Origin of the sequence: Rhodococcus cercidiphylli (assembly GCF_033042225.1) — a bacterium.
In the GTDB taxonomy this organism is placed as follows: Bacteria; Actinomycetota; Actinomycetes; order Mycobacteriales; family Mycobacteriaceae; genus Rhodococcoides.
Genome location: NZ_JAWLKE010000009.1, coordinates 75,023 through 93,369, shown reverse-complemented (window position 1 = coordinate 93,369; position 18,347 = coordinate 75,023). Strand labels below are relative to the sequence as shown.

The 18,347-nt window shown below is 64.0% G+C and carries 17 protein-coding genes and 1 pseudogene; 11 read left to right on the top strand and 7 right to left on the bottom strand.

Translation table 11 applies throughout. The features are described 5' to 3' along the window. Nucleotides 1–43: 43 nt before the first annotated feature. Nucleotides 44–805 (top strand): 1-acyl-sn-glycerol-3-phosphate acyltransferase, encoded by a 762-nt coding sequence (locus R3P95_RS21930; protein ID WP_317549519.1) that lies wholly within the window; start codon nt 44–46, stop codon nt 803–805. A 6-nt stretch (nt 806–811) separates the two neighbouring features. Here the strand turns inward: R3P95_RS21930 and R3P95_RS21925 are convergent, their stop codons facing one another. Next, the gene (locus R3P95_RS21925; protein WP_317549518.1) at nt 812–1,489 is read right to left on the bottom strand and encodes a TetR/AcrR family transcriptional regulator; all 678 of its coding nucleotides are present in this window, start codon (nt 1,487–1,489) and stop codon (nt 812–814) included. Nucleotides 1,490–1,625: 136 nt separating this feature from the next. On the opposite strand from R3P95_RS21925, the gene R3P95_RS21920 reads away from it, so the two are divergent. The 4 genes from R3P95_RS21920 to R3P95_RS21905 are packed head-to-tail and all read left to right on the top strand — an operon-like array spanning nt 1,626 to nt 4,553. Beyond that, a complete protein-coding gene (locus R3P95_RS21920; protein WP_317549517.1) occupies nt 1,626–2,828 on the top strand; it encodes a cytochrome P450 in 1,203 nt (400 codons plus the stop codon). After that, complete coding sequence (locus tag R3P95_RS21915; RefSeq protein WP_121871211.1) at nt 2,825–3,022, top strand: ferredoxin; 198 nt, start codon at nt 2,825–2,827, stop codon at nt 3,020–3,022. The genes R3P95_RS21920 and R3P95_RS21915 overlap by 4 nt, the downstream gene beginning before the upstream one ends. Beyond that, nucleotides 3,019–4,161 carry an NAD(P)/FAD-dependent oxidoreductase gene (locus tag R3P95_RS21910; RefSeq protein WP_317549516.1) on the top strand — a complete coding sequence of 381 codons (1,143 nt, stop codon included), beginning with the start codon at nt 3,019–3,021 and terminating at the stop codon, nt 4,159–4,161. Before R3P95_RS21915 ends, R3P95_RS21910 begins: the two co-directional genes overlap by 4 nt. A gap of 11 nt (nt 4,162–4,172) precedes the next feature. Next, nucleotides 4,173–4,553, top strand: coding sequence for a hypothetical protein (locus tag R3P95_RS21905; RefSeq protein WP_121871209.1), 381 nt, complete (start codon nt 4,173–4,175; stop codon nt 4,551–4,553). Nucleotides 4,554–4,577: 24 nt separating this feature from the next. On the opposite strand, the gene R3P95_RS21900 is transcribed toward R3P95_RS21905, so the two are convergent. Then, complete coding sequence (locus tag R3P95_RS21900; protein WP_259468055.1) at nt 4,578–5,882, bottom strand: carboxylesterase family protein; 1,305 nt, start codon at nt 5,880–5,882, stop codon at nt 4,578–4,580. Nucleotides 5,883–5,947: 65 nt separating this feature from the next. On the opposite strand from R3P95_RS21900, the gene R3P95_RS21895 reads away from it, so the two are divergent. From R3P95_RS21895 to R3P95_RS21875, 5 genes and pseudogenes are all read left to right on the top strand, one after another. Beyond that, nucleotides 5,948–6,499: a TetR/AcrR family transcriptional regulator gene (locus tag R3P95_RS21895; RefSeq protein ID WP_121871206.1), complete on the top strand. Its 552-nt coding sequence runs from the start codon at nt 5,948–5,950 to the stop codon at nt 6,497–6,499. 102 nt (nt 6,500–6,601) lie between these two features. Further along, nucleotides 6,602–8,191 carry a GMC oxidoreductase gene (locus R3P95_RS21890; protein WP_317549515.1) on the top strand — a complete coding sequence of 530 codons (1,590 nt, stop codon included), beginning with the start codon at nt 6,602–6,604 and terminating at the stop codon, nt 8,189–8,191. Between the two features lie 20 nt (nt 8,192–8,211). Beyond that, a pseudogene (locus R3P95_RS21885) lies at nt 8,212–9,507 on the top strand (lipase family protein). Next, nucleotides 9,492–9,779 carry a hypothetical protein gene (locus tag R3P95_RS21880; RefSeq protein ID WP_121871204.1) on the top strand — a complete coding sequence of 96 codons (288 nt, stop codon included), beginning with the start codon at nt 9,492–9,494 and terminating at the stop codon, nt 9,777–9,779. Before R3P95_RS21885 ends, R3P95_RS21880 begins: the two are co-directional and overlap by 16 nt. Next, entirely contained in the window at nt 9,766–10,512 is a 747-nt protein-coding gene (locus tag R3P95_RS21875) for an EAL domain-containing protein (protein WP_317549513.1), read from the top strand. Before R3P95_RS21880 ends, R3P95_RS21875 begins: the two co-directional genes overlap by 14 nt. Nucleotides 10,513–10,584: 72 nt before the next feature. Here R3P95_RS21875 and R3P95_RS21870 read toward each other — a convergent pair whose 3' ends face one another. The 5 genes from R3P95_RS21870 to R3P95_RS21850 form a co-directional block, all read right to left on the bottom strand. Next, nucleotides 10,585–11,019 carry a GNAT family N-acetyltransferase gene (locus tag R3P95_RS21870; RefSeq protein ID WP_317549512.1) on the bottom strand — a complete coding sequence of 145 codons (435 nt, stop codon included), beginning with the start codon at nt 11,017–11,019 and terminating at the stop codon, nt 10,585–10,587. A 71-nt stretch (nt 11,020–11,090) separates the two neighbouring features. Next, on the bottom strand, nt 11,091–12,143 hold the full coding sequence (locus tag R3P95_RS21865; protein WP_317549511.1) for a YihY/virulence factor BrkB family protein: 1,053 nt from the start codon (nt 12,141–12,143) through the stop codon (nt 11,091–11,093). A gap of 66 nt (nt 12,144–12,209) precedes the next feature. Beyond that, nucleotides 12,210–13,625, bottom strand: a complete 1,416-nt coding sequence (locus R3P95_RS21860; RefSeq protein WP_317549510.1) for a phytoene desaturase family protein — start codon at nt 13,623–13,625, stop codon at nt 12,210–12,212. Then, complete coding sequence (locus R3P95_RS21855; RefSeq protein ID WP_317549509.1) at nt 13,622–15,364, bottom strand: DUF3556 domain-containing protein; 1,743 nt, start codon at nt 15,362–15,364, stop codon at nt 13,622–13,624. Before R3P95_RS21855 ends, R3P95_RS21860 begins: the two co-directional genes overlap by 4 nt. Before the next feature lie 31 nt (nt 15,365–15,395). After that, nucleotides 15,396–16,871 (bottom strand): class I adenylate-forming enzyme family protein, encoded by a 1,476-nt coding sequence (locus R3P95_RS21850; RefSeq protein ID WP_317549508.1) that lies wholly within the window; start codon nt 16,869–16,871, stop codon nt 15,396–15,398. Nucleotides 16,872–17,039: 168 nt separating this feature from the next. Here R3P95_RS21850 and R3P95_RS21845 point away from each other — a divergent pair, with 168 nt between their 5' ends. After that, nucleotides 17,040–18,335 carry a PucR family transcriptional regulator gene (locus R3P95_RS21845; protein ID WP_317549507.1) on the top strand — a complete coding sequence of 432 codons (1,296 nt, stop codon included), beginning with the start codon at nt 17,040–17,042 and terminating at the stop codon, nt 18,333–18,335. The last annotated feature ends 12 nt before the right edge of the window (nt 18,336–18,347 follow it).

Genomic DNA, 18,347 nt, shown 5'->3' with positions numbered 1-18,347 from the left:
CGAACCTCGTATGGATGCGAGTGCGCCCGGCTAGAGTGCGCGCATGCACAAAGTACCTCGCGCGATTAGGGCCATGGGAATCAATGCGGTTCGTCTGTACAACCGCCTCGAAGTCACGGTCGCGCAACCGGTTCCCGACGAGCCCGTGTTGTTCGTGTGCAATCACGGGTTCGGCGGAGTGATCGATCTGAACGTCTTCGCATTCGCTGCGGCGTACGACGATCTGGACCTGTCCAGGGAAGTCATCGCGTTGACGCACCAGATCGCGTGGACGCTGCGTGCAGGGAAGTTGCTCGAGCCGTTCGGCGCTCGGCCGGCTGCTCGACAGAACGCTCTCGATGCGTTCGAAGATGGACACAATGTTCTGGTCTTCCCCGGCGGCGACCTCGATGCACTCAAGTCGTGGCGGCAACGCAACGAGATCGTCTTCGCCGGACGCAGCGGCTACGCCCGTCTGGCAATGGAGGCCGGGGTGCCGATCGGTCCGGTGGTGACTGCGGGAGCGGGTGAGTCTCTCCTGGTCCTCAGTAGCGGAAAGCGCATCGCCAAAGCGCTTCGGCTGCACAAGTCGTCACTCCGGGTCAAGACGGTGCCGCTGTCGATATCCATTCCGTGGGGCGTCAATGTCGGGGTGGTCGGGTTGCTTCCGTATCTCCCACTACCGACGAAGCTCCAGACGTCGGTTCTCGCGCCGATGCGTCCCGAGCCCGACGAGTCCGCAGAGGACTTCGCGCATCGCGTTCACTCGGTGATGCAGGCAGAACTCGACGAACTGACGAAGGACCGCATGCCGGTGATCGGCTGAGCCGAATCAGCGACTCTGATCGCGGGCGTCGGACGTGGGGTCGATGGCCGCGTGCACTCCGCCGCTGTACGACGTCGGAAGTTCCCGGCTGCACAGTGTTTCGGCCTCCTCGGCGGAGATTCCCAGTGCCCGCAGGACCCGCTGTGTCGTGCCGTCCACGGTTGCCGCTTCGTCGCGCTCGGGTTGGGCGAGCAGCAATCGCCCGATGGACAGCAGAGAACCGGCCACGATCGCGAGTGCGACATCTGCATCGTCCACATCGAATCGTCCTTGAGCGACGGCTGATTCGATATCGCGGCGTGAACGCGGTGCCAGGCCGCCGGCTGCGGCGAATGCCGCAGCCTCGGAATTGAGCAGCACGAGACTCAGTTGCGGCTCGAGGCGGAAGAGTCGTCCGGACAACCTGAAGGATTGGGTGAACTTCTCGACCGGGTCGTCCAGGCCCACGGTGAGTGAGTCGAGGTAGTCGCCTGCGGATTCGAGGGCCGCGTCGATGGCCGCCTGCCACAGCTCTTCTTTGGTCTCGAAGTAGTTGTAGAACGATCCATTGCTGACGTCGGCGGCTTGGGTTATTTCCAGGACGGGTGCATTGGTGTTGCCGCTCGCCAGGAATCCTTGCGCGGCCCGAACGAGAGCGGCTCTGGTGCGAGCCTTTCGGCGCGCGACACGGTTGCCTTCGACCACGGGCTGCTCCTACTCGACAAGTTGTGAGGCCAGCCTATCGCCTGTCAAATATGACGATTTCGTCAAAAACCTTGACTGGCGACGCTCTCATGGGTGACGATATCGTCATTAACTGACCTGCATCGAGGACTTGCACATGACTCACGCTGTTTCGATTCCCCAGTACCGAACGAACATCTACTCCACCGACGCCATTCTCGATCCGTACCCGCACTACGCGAGGTTGCGGGAACTGGGCCCGGTGGTGTGGCTCCCAGGTCAGCAGGTGTTCGCGATCACGCGGTACGCCGAGTGCAAGGCGGTGTTGCTCGACGACGAGACCTTCGTCTCCGGGGACGGCGTCGCGCTCAATCCCATTGCCAACCGGCTCGGCCGGGGTACGACCCTCAACAGCGATGGCGACGAGCACGCATCGAAGCGTGCAGTTCTGGCGCACCGACTGACTCCGAAGGCTGTTCGGAAGATGACCACGGCGATCTCGGAGAAGGCAGAAGGCATCGTCGACGCCGCGTTGAGCAAGCAGTTCGTCGACGGCGTCGACGACCTCGCAACGGCACTGCCCATGTCGATCGTTCCCGACCTCGTCGGCTGGCCCGAAGACGGCCGCGAAGACCTCCTCCGTTGGGCCGGCGCAACGTTCGACTCCCTCGGCCCGGTCAATCGACATTCGGCGACCGCGGTGAAGGCTGCCACCGAGATGCTGAGCTTCTCCAAGCGGGTGGTGCGCGAGCGGTCGGTCCTGCCCGGAAGTATGGGCGAGGACGTGCTGATCGCCGCCGACGAGAATCGACTCGAGAAGTCGGCGTGCCCGGCACTGATGATCGACTACCTCGGCCCATCACTCGACACCACCATCGGAGCGATCTCCGGCGCACTGGACCTGTTCGCTCGGCACCCCGAGCAATGGCAGGCGATACGGCAGAACCCCGACCTGATTCCCAACGCCGTCAACGAGGTCGTCCGGTACGAGTCACCCATCCGAGCATTTTCCCGACGGGCAGTGCGCGACGCCGATGTCGGCGGATCGAGGATTCCCGCAGGGGCCCGCGTGCTGGTGATCTACGCGTCGGCGAACCGCGACGAACGGGAATGGGACAACCCCGACGCGTTCGACATCACCCGCGATGCGGCTCGCCAACTCGGCTTCGGTTCGGGTACGCACGGCTGCGCCGGTCAAGGACTGGCGCGTCTCGAAGCGCAGACCATGCTTCGTGTGCTGGCACGTCGGGTCGAACGATTCGTGCCCTCGGGAACACCGAAAAGGGCCGTCAACAACGTCATTCACCGATACGAACGCCTGCCACTGAAATTGGTGGCTGCAGAAGGGACACCGCAATGAGAATCGCCGTCGACTGGGATCGGTGCGAAGGACATGGAATCTGCGCCGATCAAGCGCCCAAGGTCTTCAGCCTGGACGACGAGGGCGAGCTGCACTACGCCTTCGATGGTGGCGACATACCCGACGACCTTGCCTCCGCGGCACGTTCGGCAATCGGCGCGTGTCCGGTAGCGGCTCTCCGAGAGAGCAAGTGAGCGCCGCCGACCGTCGCATCGTCGTCGTCGGAGACTCCATCGCCGGGTGCACCGCCGTCCGCGAGCTCCGCGCCCGTGGGCACCAGGGTTCGATCGTCATGATCGGTGCCGACGAGGACGGCTGCTATGCAAGACCGCCGCTGTCGAAGCATGTGCTCAAAGGTGAAGCAGCCGAGGCAGAAACGTGGGACCTGTCGGATCTCGGTATCACGGCGATCGTCGATCCCGCGGTGTCGATGGATACGACGCGACGAGTGGTCACCACGACTGCCGGAATCGACGTTCCCTACGACGCTCTGATCGTGGCCACCGGAGCGTCCGCCCGGCGCATCGCCGGTCCTGATCAGGCGGGCGAGATCGTGCTGCGGACCTTCGCGGACGTCCGCGCCCTGCGTTCGACACTGGACGAGGCCTCGACCGCAGTCGTGGTGGGTGCAGGGTTCCTCGGCATGGAGTTCGCCAGTGCCTGCGCTGCACGAGGAATCGCGGTGACCGTCGTCGATGTGGATCCACCGTTGCAGCGGCTCCTGGGTTCCTTCCTGTCCGACGCGATAGTCGCGCGAGCCGAGGCTGCGTCGGTCGAGTTCGTTCGGGCGGACGCCCCCGTCACGTTGGTCGGTGATCCCGTCTCGGGTATCGAGTTCGCAGATCGAACGCTGACTGCCGACCTCGTTGTCACCTGCGCCGGTGATGAGCCGCAGACGAGTTGGCTGGACAACACCGGTATCGCGGACCGGATCGGGGTCGGTATCGACTACCGCTGCGCTACAGCGGTTCCCGGTGTCTTCGCTGCCGGGGATGTCGCATACTCGCGCACGGCGTCGCGTCGAGCACCGTTCTGGTCGAATGCCGTCGCGCAGGGCAAAGTTGCTGCGGCCTCCGCTCTCGGCGTCGAACCGACCTGCGCACCCACCGACGACTATTTCTGGACCGAGATCCTGGGGTTGTCCATCAAAGTCGTCGGTCCTCTTCCCCTGCAGGGAGATCCGACGGTTCTGGAAGGATCCGTGGACGACGGGTCTGCTCTGCTGCAGTGGACCCACGAGGACGGCCGCACCACCATCGTCGCATTCGGCATCAAGAAGCCCGTCGGTCTGCTCCGGCGGTTGGCTCGCGAGAACACTGTCTCCACTACCTGAGGAATGTAATCATGGCTATCGGCACCACACTTGTACGACGCCTTCCCGAAATCGTCGGGTTGGGCCGTGCGGCAATCGGAATCGCCCATATGATCGCGCCCACTCGCGCCAACGAACTCCTGGCCGGACCCGACGCCGCTGTGGCAACCACGCGTGCTGCCGCCCGCACCTTCGGAATCCGCGAGATCTACATCGGCGGCGGGCTCTATGCGGCCACCAGGTATGCACCGAAGTTGGTGCGCCCCTTGCTGCGCGCCGGGGTGGCAGTCGATGTCTGGGATACCGGTGCCTTCGCTCTGACCGCGTATCTGCCGCAGCGCACGCGCGTGGCAGGCTGCGCCATCGCCGGAGGTTTCGTTGTTGCCGGTGTGCTTGCCGATATACAGCTCTGACGTAGCAAGAAGGGAGTGGGCCGGTCAGAACACCAGCGAGCGCGCAGGCAGCCCGGCCACTCCTTCTCTGGCGAATGCTGCCCATGTCCGACGTACCCTGGCGGCCAACGCCGTCGGCGGTGTGTGGCCGGCCAGCATGGGCGCGTCCGACCACGCGTCACCGAACAGCAACGGCAATTCGATACAGTGACATGCCCCCAACGGTGCACCTTTCGGTGCCCAGTCGACTCGGTACGAAGCGACCCGTCCACCGGCGCGGTGCCACATCTTCACCATCGAATCCACACCGAACAGCATGTTGGTGACGAGACGGACGACCGGAGCGGTGAGCACCGAACTGACAACACCGAACCTGTTCAGCCACAGCATGTTCGACACGATGTCGACGAACGGCGCAGCATCGTCCCTGGTGTGACCGATCAGCAGTTCGACGCGAGTGGCTGTCTTGCGTAGGGCGGCGTCGGGGTCACCGGACAGTGGCTCTAGGTGAGCAACCGGCCCGAACGGCATTCCGCCCGCGGCGCCGAACCTGCGCACGGCCTGAGTCACGGCTCGCTCTGCATCGAGCACCTCCGACGCAGGTGCGGTGGCCGGGTCCGTGGAGAACCGACTCGCGAAAGCCTTTCGTGCCGTGTCGTACAGCGCCGAACGGCCCGAGCGCAAGCCGAGCGGTGCGCTCTGCACGATTGCTCGCGAGAACAACCCTGCGGCCGCCTCGCAGGCCATCAGCGAGAGGATGGCATCGCCGCCCGCGGACTGACCGAACAGGGTCACAGTGGTCGGGTCGCCGCCGAATCGAGCGATGTTGGTCGACACCCAGCGCAGTGCCGCGATCTGATCCTGAACACCGATGTTGCTGTCTCCCGACTCTTTCGGGGTCAGGTAACCGAAGCCGCCGAGCCTGAAGGTGACGCTGACGACCACGACGCCCTCCCGAACGAGCTGGTCCGCGTCGTACTTCTCGGCCTCGCCGCCGCCGGAGACGTAGCCGCCGCCGTGCAACCAGACCATGACCGGAAGTCCCTCGGCCGCAGCGGGAGCGGTCACCGACAGTACGAGACAGTCCTCGCTCTGTTCGAGCCGGTCGATCATCGGACCGGTGACATTGTCGAGCCGGGAGGGCAATTGAACGCAGGCCGGACCGCGGCGGGTGGCGTCGCGCGTCGTACCCGGGGTGTCGACCGGTTCCGGCCGCCGAAAGCGTGTGGCGGTGGCGTAGGGGATTCCCCGTGCGTGGATCAGCCCGTCGAATTCGACTGTCTCGAGATCTCCGCTGGTGGTGCCCGTGATCGTTCGCCGCGTCGATCCGGCCGTTGTCTCGTCGTTCAAGTCCAGAACCCCCCTGTGTCGAACAGCGTGAGCATATCGTCCGCCCGTGGCGTCATAATCGGACCATGCGGTCCAAGCAGAAGATTCTCGACGCCACACTCGGCTTGATCGCCGAGTCCGGCTTCGAGGGCGTCACGATCGCGGCCGTGGCTCGTGCTGCTGGTGTCACGCGTCAGACGGTGTATTCGATCTTCACCACCCGCGAGGACGTCATTTCCGAGGCGATGGTGGGGCTCATCGTCGAGGTCCTGGGTGGCATCAGGGAAAAGGCCGATCAGGCCGAGACTCCGACGGAGTTCATCGTCGAGACGATCGTCGCCGCGCGCAATCTCATTCGGCGCGAACCGGTGCTCAATTCGTTGTTGCGCTCGGGCAACGCCAACCCGCTGTTCGACGCGGACATGATGGATCGGGCGCTACCGGTGGTTCGTCAGTTCCTCGACGGCTACGTCGAGCGCAATCCAGGTTTCGACTCCGGGCAGTTCGACGGTATCGACGGGGTCATCGTGCGGGTGGGTCTGTCGGTGATCCTGTTCGACGACCCCTCCATTCACGAGGACGACGGTTTGCGTCACTATCTCGAGCGCTGGTTGATTCCCGTCCTGCGTTTTGGTTAGCCCGGAAAACTTGACACCTGTGGGCTCTTCTGTCTAGTTTTGCACGGCGCGTACGTGTGACCCGAGTCTCTGTGCGTGCGCATCCGCGACTGTGGGGGGAACGTGTCGAAGCTGAATCGTCGGTCATTTCTGGGCGCTACTGCGGTGGCCGGCCTGGCTGCAGTGGCGGGTACCGGCGTGGCCCGCGCAGCCACCGGCATTAGAACGCAGGTTCCGCTCACTCGTGAGGACCATCGCGTCGTCGTGATCGGATCGGGATTCGGCGGTGGCGTCGCGGCGTTGCGTCTGGCCGAGGCCGGCATACCCGTTCTGGTGCTCGAGCGCGGAAGGCGTTGGCCCACAGGGCCGAATGCGAATACCTTCCCCAACGCGACCGCGCCGGACAAGAGAATGCTGTGGTACGGCTCGAGCCCCAATCTGTTCGGTAGGCCCGTTCCGTTCGATCCGTACGTCGGTCTGCTCGAGGCCGTCCCCGGCGACAACATGACCGCGCTGTGCGCCGCGGGTGTCGGCGGCGGATCTCTGATCTATCAGGGAATGACGCTGCAGCCGTCGCAGGCCGTGTTCGAGACACACTTTCCGATCGAGCTCGACTGGACGAGGTTGAATGCAGTCCACTATCCCCGGGTCGCGCGGATGCTGCAGCTCGCGCAGGCCCCGGACGAGTTGATCGACACTCCCAACTATCGAGCGGCGCGGGTATTCGCGGACAGTGCGCGTCGAGCGGGGCTGCCGGTGTCGAAGATTCCGATGCCGATCGACTGGAACTACGCGCTCGACGAGACGCGCGGGGTGATGACGCCGTCGTACACCAACGGTGCGGGCGCGTTCGGAGTGAACAACGGCGGCAAGCATTCTGTCGACGTCACCTACATCGCGGCCGCTGAGGCGACCGGTCGGGCAACCGTGGCAACACAGCACAACGTCACGTATGTCGAGCGCGCTGCCGACGGCCGCTGGGTCGTCCACGTGGACCGAATCGATTCCGATGGAACGGTGTTGGAGAACAAGATCCTCACCACCGGTGCACTGATCATGGCGGCGGGAAGCCTGAACACCACCAAGATGCTCGTCCGCTCGAGCGCCACCGGGGCCATTCCCGATCTGCCGGACGAGCTCGGGCAGGGATGGGGCACCAACGCCGACCGCATCTACGTGTGGTCCAGCATCGAGCAGCAATTCGGTGCGCCGCAGGGTGGTCCGGTGGTGTTCGGCAGCTTGAACTGGGACGACCCGCGCACTGCACACACCGTCATCCAGGCATCGATACCACCACTGTCCTTCGACGCCCGCAGCACCATGCTCGTCGGCTACGGAGTCAGCAACGGGCGCGGCCACTTCGGCTACGACTCGGCGCGAGACCAGGCCCAGCTGTACTGGCCGGCCAACGGCGACTCCGTCATTCAGGACGGATCCATCGACCCGACGGTTCGTCGCATCGCCGGTACCGGCAGCATTCTCACCGACACCAATGCGCTGTTTCCATCCACCTGGCATCCGTTGGGCGGGGCCAACATGGGCCCGGTGTGCGACCTCGACGGCCGCGTACACGGCCAACGCGGACTGTACGTGCTCGACGGTGCCCTGATGCCCGGCAACACCGCGGCCTGCAACCCGTCCATGACCATCGCTGCGCTCGCCGAACGAGCACTGGACAACATCGTCGCTCGCGACCTCGGCACCGTCATCTGACACTCGGAAGAAAGAGACCGATGTACCCGTATCGCACCATGATTCGTGTTCTCGTGGGCACCGCACTGCTGGCATCGTCGGTGACCGCGCTCGGTACCTCGACTGCGCACGCCGATCCCGTCGACGACTTCTACGTGTGACCTGCGCAACTCGAAGACAATCCGGGGTCCGTCGTTCGGACGCAACCGATGTCGTTGTTCGCCGCTCTGCCCGGTGCGGACGGGGTGTATCCGGCGCAGGCGCAGCGCGTCATGTACACCTCCCGCACGCAGGACGGTGCGCCCGTCGGGGTGACGGGTACGTTCATCGACACCGAGGTGCCGTGGCGAGGTGCGGGCCCGCGTCCGACGATCGTCGTGGCACCGGGCACGATGGGTCAGGGAGACCAGTGCGCACCGTCGCGAGCCTTCCCGACCTCGATCAACGCTGTGACGCAACCGTTGTCGATCTCGTTCAACCAGGAACTGTTGTCCTCGGCGCTGTGGGGGTCGATGGGCGCGAACGTGTTCGTCACCGACTACATCGGATTGGGAACGCCCGGTATCCACACCTACGTGAACAGGCCGGAGCAAGGTCATGCGGTTCTCGACGGTGCCCGCGCCGCACTCGAACTCGCGGGTGATGCGGACGCGCCCATCGGAATCTGGGGCTACTCGCAGGGCGGTGGTGCCGCAGCGGCCGCCGCCGAACTCGCGTCGGAGTACGCACCGGAACTCGATCTGAAGGGAACGTGGGCCGGCGCACCGACGGCGGACCTACTGGATGTGTTGGGGACGGTCGACGGCACCCTGATCGGCGGTGTGATCGGCTATGCCCTCAACGGTTTCATCGAGCGGGACCCCACGTTGAAGCCGCTCGTGGACAGCAGGCTCACCGATCACGGCAAGGCAGTGCTGAACGAACTGTCGACCGAATGCATCGGCGACACCATTCTCGAGCATCCGTTTCTGCGCACGGAGTCGTTGACGAAGGACGGCAAGTCGATGCTCGAGAACCTTCGCGCCATTCCCCAGGCCGGTGACATCTTCGACGAGCAACGCATCGGTCGACGCACACCCAACGCTCCGGTGTTGATCACCAGCGGAATCAACGACGACACAGTGCCGTACGGCCAGGCCCGGCAGTTGGCGGACGACTGGTGCGGTCGCGGTGCGACCGTGCAGTTCAACAGCAACCCATTGCCGCCGATTCTGCAGGGCGCGGTGTTGCCGAACCACTTCGGTCCGCAGCTGATCGACGGCTACGGTGGAGAAGCTGCCCAGTTCTTGATGGACAGGTTCGCCGATCGTCCCTTGGCAGCATGTACTTTCGACTGATCATCGACCGCTGGCGATGGCGGGAGATGCGAGAGTTCTATCGCCGCAACCGTATCGACGGCGCGCTGAGCGCCGCGCAACGGGTGAACGACTATCTCGCCGTTGCCGACGCCTTCGGCCTCACCTGGCCTCAAAACGAGAGGCGTGTGCACGCACTCCTTCTCGATTTGGGAGAGTCCGATCCCTCGGCGGTGAGCAGGTCGATCAGAGGGAGTGCGGTGTCGGTGACACTCTGTCCGGTCATTCCGTTGCGGGCCCGTGCTACCGACTAGGGACGCCTCCCACCGGCGACACGTATCGCGTCGCATCCGGGCTGTCATCGACTCGGGTGGTCCGACCATCGTCTTTCAGCCGATCGTTCGCGCCGTCGACGGCGCGATCGAGGGATACGAGGCTCTCTCACGTTTTCCGGAAGGCGGCGGCACCACCGAGAGGTGGTTCGCCGACGCCGTGTGCTGTGGACTCGGGGCAGCTCTCGACACGTCTGCCGTCATGAATGCCCTGAAGGAGTCCGCTCAGCTCCCGCACGGATCGTTCCTTGCTGTGAACCTCTGTGCCGCAACACTACTGGCCGACTTCTCGTTGGTGGCGCACCTCGTCGAATTCGGGCAAAAGCGGCACCTGATCGTGGAGATCACCGAGCATGCCACCATCGTCGACGAGGTCGGGGTGCTGGCGGTGCTGGCCGAACTCCGACGCGGCGGCGTCGACATCGCCGTCGACGATGTGGGTTCGGGCTACGCGGGTCTACGTCACCTGGTGCTGCTCGAACCCGATGTCATCAAGCTCGACGCGTTCGTCGTGCACGGCATGAGGGAGAACCGGATCAAGATGGTGGTGGCCGAACTGATCCTGGAATTCGCGCGAAAGACCGGCGCGCGATGCGTGTTCGAGGGCATCGAGACCGACGACGATCTCGAGGCCGCCACGTCGATCGGGGCCGACCTACTGCAGGGCTATCGGTTGGGGCGCCCTGCAGCGATGCATCAGTTCACGCGGGACTGACTACTCCTTCCGCCTAATTTAGGCGATGTTAGGCGGAAGCTAGGCGTTCACTGTCACCAGTACGACGCAGACTCAATCGGCGCGGGTGAGCATCTTCACGTGTGGGATTCCCGCTTCCAGGTACTGCTCGCCCACTCGAACGAATCCGAAGCGCCCGTACCAGTTTTCGAGGTGCGCTTGCGCGGAGATTTCGACCACCCCGGGGTATGCCTTCAGTGCGGCCTCGACGAGTTCTCCGGCATAGCCGCGGCCACGACCCGCAACGGCGGTCGCGACGCGTCCTATGTGGACCGTGTCGTCGACGAGGACACGGAGGGTGGCCAACACCTCGCCGCTCTCGTCCTGGATCCAGAACAATTCCGTCGTCGGAAGTAGGTCCGCGCCATCGAGTTCCGCCTCGTCGACGATCTTCTGTTCGTGTACGAACACCTCGACCCGAAGCGCCATGATGCGGTACAGAGTGCTCGGGTCTACGCCTGCAAGTGGAGCATGGTGAAGGGCGGGCATGGGGTCCGTTTCGTCAGGGGAGTCGAACGATCCTCGCACGTCGGCGGGTGACGGCGCAGGTTCGGATGGGATCAGTGCTGCGGGTTGTGTTCCTCCCGCAGTTTGCGACCCTGCTCGACGGCCTGCGCATCCTTCTCGTCGTTCTTGTCCGATACCCGCGTGTCGCGCGGCGGCAGTTGCAGTCGCTTCTCGGCGACGATTCCTGCCTGGAGTTGACGGCCACGTTCGAGTTCGGAATCGAGTTCGGCTCCGAACAGCAAGGCCAAGTTGGTGATCCAGAGCCAGAGCAGGAACACGATGGCTCCGGCGAGTGAGCCGTAGGTCTTGTTGTAGCTGGAGAAGTTCGCGACGTAGAAGCCGAACGCGATGGTGGCCAGAATCCACACGATGATGCCCACCGCCGCGCCGGAACTGATCCATTTGAACTTGGGCTGCTGCACATTCGGCGTCGCGTAGTACAGCATCGCGACGGCGAGTATCACCACGATCAGAACCAGCGGCCAGCGAGCGATGTTCCAGATCGTCAGTGCGGTATCGCCGAGTCCGACGGCGTCGCCCACCGCTTTGGCCACGGGACCGCTGATCGCCAGCATCACGGCAGCCAGAGCGATGAGGGTGAGAGCGATGAGCGTCACCAGCAGCATCACCGGACGCAGCTTCCAGATGGGCCTGCCCTCGTCCACCTCGTACATGCGGTTCATCGCGCGGCCGAATGCGCCGACGTAGCCGGACGCAGACCACAGCGCGCCGGCGATTCCGATGATCAACGCAAAGCCGGCGGTGGGGGCCTGCACGAGCTGTTCGATCGGTTCGCGCAGGGTGTCGACCGCCGATTGGGGTCCGAGATCGCCGACGATCTGCAGTACACCGTCGACCGTTGCCTGTCCCTGCCCGAACACACCCAACAGCGAGACGATGGCCAGAATCGCCGGGAACAACGACAGCACGGCGTAGTAGGTCAGCGCGGCCGCCAGATCGGTGCACTGATCCCGAGAGAACTCACGAGCCGTCTTCTTCAGTACGTAGATCCACGAGGGTTTGGTCAGGTCTGCAGGTGAGTCTGCTTTACGCGGATCATCGGGGTCGGCTTCGGTGGGTGCGGGATCGGTTGCGTGGTCGGCCATTGTTGGCGCATACCCGGGCAGTGTCGATGAAAACAGAGGTGGTTACGGCGAAGGTTGCAGAGCCGGCTACTTCGCGAGTCGACGCAGCGCCACCTGTGCAGCGTTGTAACCGCCCATACCGTGTACTCCTCCGCCTGGAGGTGTTGCAGCAGAACAGATGTAGACCCCGTCGATGCCGGTCCAGTACGGGTTGATGCTCACGCGCGGCCGCAGGGCAACCTGGCCAGGATCGTTGGACCCGGTGACGATGTCGCCGCCCACGTAGTTGGGGTTGTAGGTGGGCATCTGGGTGGTCGACCGGACAGCCCGCGCCACGATGCGTTTGCGGACTCCGGGGGCGAAACGTTCGATCTGTTCGATGATCGCCTCGCCGGCGTCGCCGGTGTACCCGTTGGGGACATGGGCGTAGGTCCAGATCGGGTGAATGTTGCCCTGCGAGCGGGTGGGGTCGGCCAAGTACTGCTGGCCGAGCAGCACGAACGGCTTTCGCGGCATGACTCCTCGGTGGACGTCACGTTCCGCGGCGGCGACCTCCTCGAAAGTGCCACCGAGATGGACGGTTCCGGCGCGTCGGGCGCTCTGGTTGGTCCACGGAATACCGTCCTCGACGGCCAGATCGACCTTGAACGCACCGGGGCCGTAGCGCCACCGACGGTAGGGCCGAGCCACGCGCTTGGGAAGTGCGTCGCCGGCGATGTCGGCGATCGCGGTGGGGGAGAGATCGAGCATCACGATGTCACTGGTCGGAATCTGTTGCAGCCGAGTCACTCTGACACCTGTCTCGACCTTTCCGCCGTGTTCGGTGAGGATCGATACGAGGGCATCGCTGATCGCGCGCGAGCCGCCTTCGGCCACCGGCCAACCGTACTTGTGACCGGCAGCGATCATCATGACTCCCACGGCTGAGGTGGTGGGTCGAGTCAGCGGGTACAGCGCGTGGGCTGCGACGCCGGAGAACAACGCCCGCGCCTCGGGGGTACGGAACCTGCGGGCGGTCAACGACGCCGGAGCCAGGGCGTTGAGGCCGAACTTGGTCAGCGTGATCGGGTGCCGCGGCACGTGCAGCAGCGGCCGGAAGAAGTCGGTCGTCAGGTCGTCGAAGCGATCCGACAGTGGCCCGAAGAACCGTTGCCAGGCGTCGCCGTCGACGCCGAGCCCGGTCGCCGTCTCGGTGATCGACCGGTGCAGCACCCCGGCACTGCCGTTGTCGAGGGGTTGAACCGCGTCGATTTCCGGATACTTCCACGTCAGTCCGTGGGATTCGAGATCGAGACTCGCGAAGAACGGTGACGCGGCGCCCACCGGGTGCACGGCCGAGCAGTCGTCGTGCAGCACGCCGGGAAGGGTGAGTTCGGAGGTTCGGGTGCCGCCGCCGACCTTGTCGGCCATCTCGAGGACCGTCACCTCTACGCCCGCCATCGCCAGCGTCACCGCGGCCGCGAGACCGTTGGGTCCCGATCCGACGACTGTTGCCGTGGTCATCGCTGCCCGGCCACGTCGGTCGTCGATGTGACGGTCACCGGAATCGACTCCGTCTCGTTCAACCACGACTGACGGGTGATCATGTCGGAGACGGCTACTGTGCCCTCCTCGATGAGACCGGTTGCCGCGTCGACGATTCGGTAGCTCTGGGTTCCTCGGTGCATCGGCTGCCCTTCGATCATGACCACACGGATGTCGCCGTCGGCAAAGTGGCATTTGCGTTGCAGCGCTTCCAACAACTGTTGATTGTGCAGGTGCCCTTCACCGAAGTTCCATCCGAGTATCGCTCCGGCCAGGAATTCGCCCTCTCGGATGACGTACTCCTCGCGGTTGCCCACTGCCCGCGAGATCAAACCCATGTGCGCTCGTCCGTGGCTGTGCATCGACCGCCAGGCAGTGAATTTCTGCATCATGAACTCGCTGGTGTCCTCGTCGTACAGTTTGAGCAGCTGAAACTTCGTCATGGGAGCGGACTTCACGATCTCGTTCTGCAGTCGTTCCTCGATGCCGGGTCGCAGGATCCAGGTGTTGGTGGCCCAGTTGCCGGCGTAGTAGCGCATGCCCATGAGGAACGAGATCCACTGCGGCTTGGTGCCTCCGACGACGATGCCGGCGATCAACGCGACGACGATCAGATACGGCCAGATGCTGGTGGCGTTCCACAGCGAGTACTCGCTGCCGGTGTAGTTGCCGAACAGGAACCACGCCGCTCCGATGACGAAGAGGTTCCATTCCAGAGGTACGCCGGCCGGGAAGGTCGAGAGGATGAACAGGTGAAAGATGGTGAGCCCGATCAGGACCACGGTCGTCAGCGTCGAATTCACCGAGAAGATCAGGATGGCAGGCAGGATGTACTCGATGACGGTTCCCTGATGGGCGGCGAACTTCGCGAAGGTGGACGGCCGCATGTCGTCGGGGAAGTTGCGGTACAGCTTGCGCTTGAGCCACGTGCTCGGCAGCAGTGGGCTGTTGGAGATCATCACCGCCACCACGAACGGGAAGTGATGGTTGAGCTTGGATGTCGCGGCGCCCCACCAGATGGCCAGCATGACCAACTTCAGCGCGATGATCATGTCCACGAAGGGGAACAGGAACGCGATGATCATGACGAAATACTGATCCGAGCGCGCGGCCAGGAAGATGGTCTTGTCGCGCAGGCCCACCAGTATCAGCAGCGCGATCACGGCGATGGGGACGCTCGGTGCGAGCATGCCTGCACTGCCGATGCCGCCTACGACGCCGTCGGAGATCAAGCCCCAGATCAGGACTCCGAGCAGGCCGGCGTATGCGAGCACGTCGACGGGGGTGCGAGTGTCACCGGACGTGAGTGGAATTCGCTTCGGCCACGGCGCGAGCCGCATCGTTCCCGGGCGCAGCCAGTAGGTGAACCCACCGACTGGCGGGAAGAAGCGCATCGTCAACGGCCCTGATCCGCAACCGAATCCCAATACCTCGAACAGGACGGTGAACAGAACGAATTTCTGGAACACGATGGGTTGGGTCCACCACGATCCGATCTCCGACAGTGTTCCCAGTCCCGGCGTCGACGAGGAGATGATCCACAGCGGGATCGTGACGTAGGCGATCATCTTGATCACGTAGAACAGATACGCACCGACGGGTGTGCCGAAACCGTGTTCGCCCCAGTGCTGGACTTGGATTTTCAGGCGTTCGAGCTGGGGGAGGCGACGCCACTGTCCGAGGTCGATATCGGGCAGGGTCGGTGACAGCAGACCCATCGTGAGTCCTTTCGATGAAGGTGGTTTGGAGTTAGGTGGAGGCGGGCGCGGTCACGCGTCGACGCAGTGAGGGTTTGTCGATCTTTCCGACGGGGTTCTTGGGAACCTCGTCGACGACGATGATGTCGACGGGCCACTTGTACTTCGACAGTGAGCGTTGGACGTGCGCGTCGATGTCGGCCTCGGTGACGGTGGCATCTGCGGTGAGCGAGACGAACAGCACCGGTTCCTCGCCCCGGACCTCGTGCGGCCGACCGATTACGGCTGCCTCGTAGACACCCGGTAGTTGGTAGACGACGTTCTCGATCTCCTTGGGGTAGATGTTCTCGCCGCCGCGGATGATCATGTCCTTGGCGCGATCGACCAGGACGAGATAGCCGTCCTCGTCGAGACGGCCGATGTCGCCGGTTCGCAGCCAGCCGTCACGGACGGTCTCGGCGGTTTCCTCGGGGCGTCCGAGGTAGCCACGCATCACGTTGGCTCCCTTGATCAGAACCTCGCCGGGGCGACCGTCGTCGATGGTGTTGCCGTTCTCGTCGACGATTCGAATGCGTTGTCCGAGCAACGGAAGTCCCACTGTTCCCGGCTTACGTAGACCGCCGAGGGGATTGACCGTCGACGCGCAGGTGCCTTCGGACAGGCCGTACCCCTCGACGACGGGAACACCGAACCGGTCCTCGAACGCAGCGAGCAGTGCCGGGCTCGCCGGGGCCGCTCCGCACACGGCGAATCGCAGGGAGCTGGTGTCGGGCACCACCGTGTCGGGGAGGTTGGCCAGCATTGCGTAGATGGTCGGCACACCCGAAAAGAACGTCGGCCGTGCGGATTCGACGCGACCGAAGAATGTTCTCGGGTCGAACCGGCCCGCGATGGTGGCTCGTCCACCGGCGGCGAGGGGCGAAAGAATGCTGACAACGATGCCGTTGACGTGAAACAGCGGCAGGATCAGCAGACTGTGTACCTCGGGGTCGAGGGCGAATGCGTCGATGGACATCGTCGTCATCGCACTGAGGTTGGCGTGATCGAGCATGACGCCCTTGGGTTTTCCCGTTGTACCGCTGGTGTAGATCAGCAGGGCGAGGTCGTCCGTGGCAGTGGCCACCGGGGCATCGGTCAGCCGGGCCTCGTCGGGGCGTTCGGTCAGATCTGTCAGTCGGGTGATGTCGTACGGGGTCTTCAGCACCAGCTCCGGTGCCGTGATCACCAACGCTGCTCCGCAGTCCTCGAGCTGGTAGCCGATCTCCTTCGCAGTCAGCGACGGATTGACCGGTGTCGCAGTCGCACCAAGACGCCACGCCGCGAACAGCGCGATGACGAACTCGACCTGGTTCGGCAGCATGATCGCCACAACATCGCCGTGCGAGATGCCGCGGCCGGACAGCAGCGCTGCCGTCGAGCGCACGGCGTCGCGGAAGTCGGAATTCGACAGTGATACTCGATCGTCGGCGACGGCAGGCACGTCGGGTGCGGTCGACGCGCGGAGATCGACAAGGTCGGGCAGGTGCATGAGGGTCCTTCGCTGGGAGAAGCAGTCGCCACAACGCTAGGGAGGTTGTGTGACGCAGGCCATATCCCCTGGAAATGAAGTTTCCCGCGCCCTTTGTCTCGTGGAGACAAGTCTCCGGTTCGGAGAATGCGTCTGTCCCAGGGACGCGGACGGCCTATTGTCGAATCCGTGCAACCGCCGCTGATCAACGTCCATGCCGAGTCGGCCGTCGAAGTTGTCGTCGCGTCCGTCATCGCCGAGATGAGCGCGCATCTGGTCGAGGAGTCGCGCAACATTCGTGCCGTTCTCGAACGTGAGATCGCGGAGCTGGGTGGGGACAATCAGCTGCTCGAACTGCTCGGCGCAAGTATCGAGGGCAACGTCGACACCGTCTTCCATGTCCTGCAGCACGGCATCACAGCAGACCATCTGCATGCACCCTCCGCAGCGATGGAGTACGCCCGCAGGCTCGCCCAGCATGCGATCCCCGTGACCGCGCTCGTGCGCGCGTATCGGCTCGGCCAGACGACGCTGCTGGATCGAATCTTCGCCAAGCTGCAGGCATCGTCCATCGATCCTGTTCTGGGACTGAAGGTCTCGCATCACATCGTTGCGATCAGCTCGGTGTACATCGACTGGATCTCGGAGCAGGTCGTCTCCGCGTACCAGGTGGAACACGAACGGTGGCTCGCCAACCGGAACAACGTCAGAGCAACTCAGATTCGGGAGCTGCTCTCGACCGGAGGTCCGACGGACGATCGACGCGCGACGATGCAGATCGGATATCAACTGGCGCAACACCATTGCGCGGCAATTCTGTGGATCGACGAGCCCGAATCGGACCGGGACGGTCTGCCGGCGCTCGAACAGTTGGCGTGGCGGATCTGCGAGACGATCGAAGACCGCCCGACGCCTCTGTTCGTGGCCGCCGATCGACTCACCGCCTGGGTGTGGATTCCCTTGGGCCAACGACCGGACAGGCTGGATCTCGGCAGGATTCGCGCCCTACTCAGCGCGGACGAGTCCGGTGATGCCCATGTCGCTCTGGGTACCGTGCAGTTGGGAAGTGCAGGATTCAGAACCTCGCACCTTCAAGCGCAGCGCACCAGAGCGATTGCCGTCCTTGCCGAGGACGGTCGACGTCCTGTCACCTGCTACACCGACCCCGGGCTTGCCGTCAGCTCGCTCGTCAGTTCCGACCCGGTCCGCGCACACGAATGGATCAGGAGCACCCTCGGGCACCTGGCCGACGATACCGAAGTGGCGCACCGTCTTCGAGATACATTGCGCACCTTCTTCGATTGCCGATCGAGTCACAAGGCCACTGCACTGGCACTGCACCTGCACTACAACACCGTCAAATATCGAGTAAAGAGCGCCGAACAGATGCTCGGGCATTCGATCAACGAGAACAGATTCGATATCGAACAGGCTCTGGTGCTTCAATCCTGGCTCGGCAGTGCGCCGGGGTCGATGGAATCGTGATCACGGCACCGT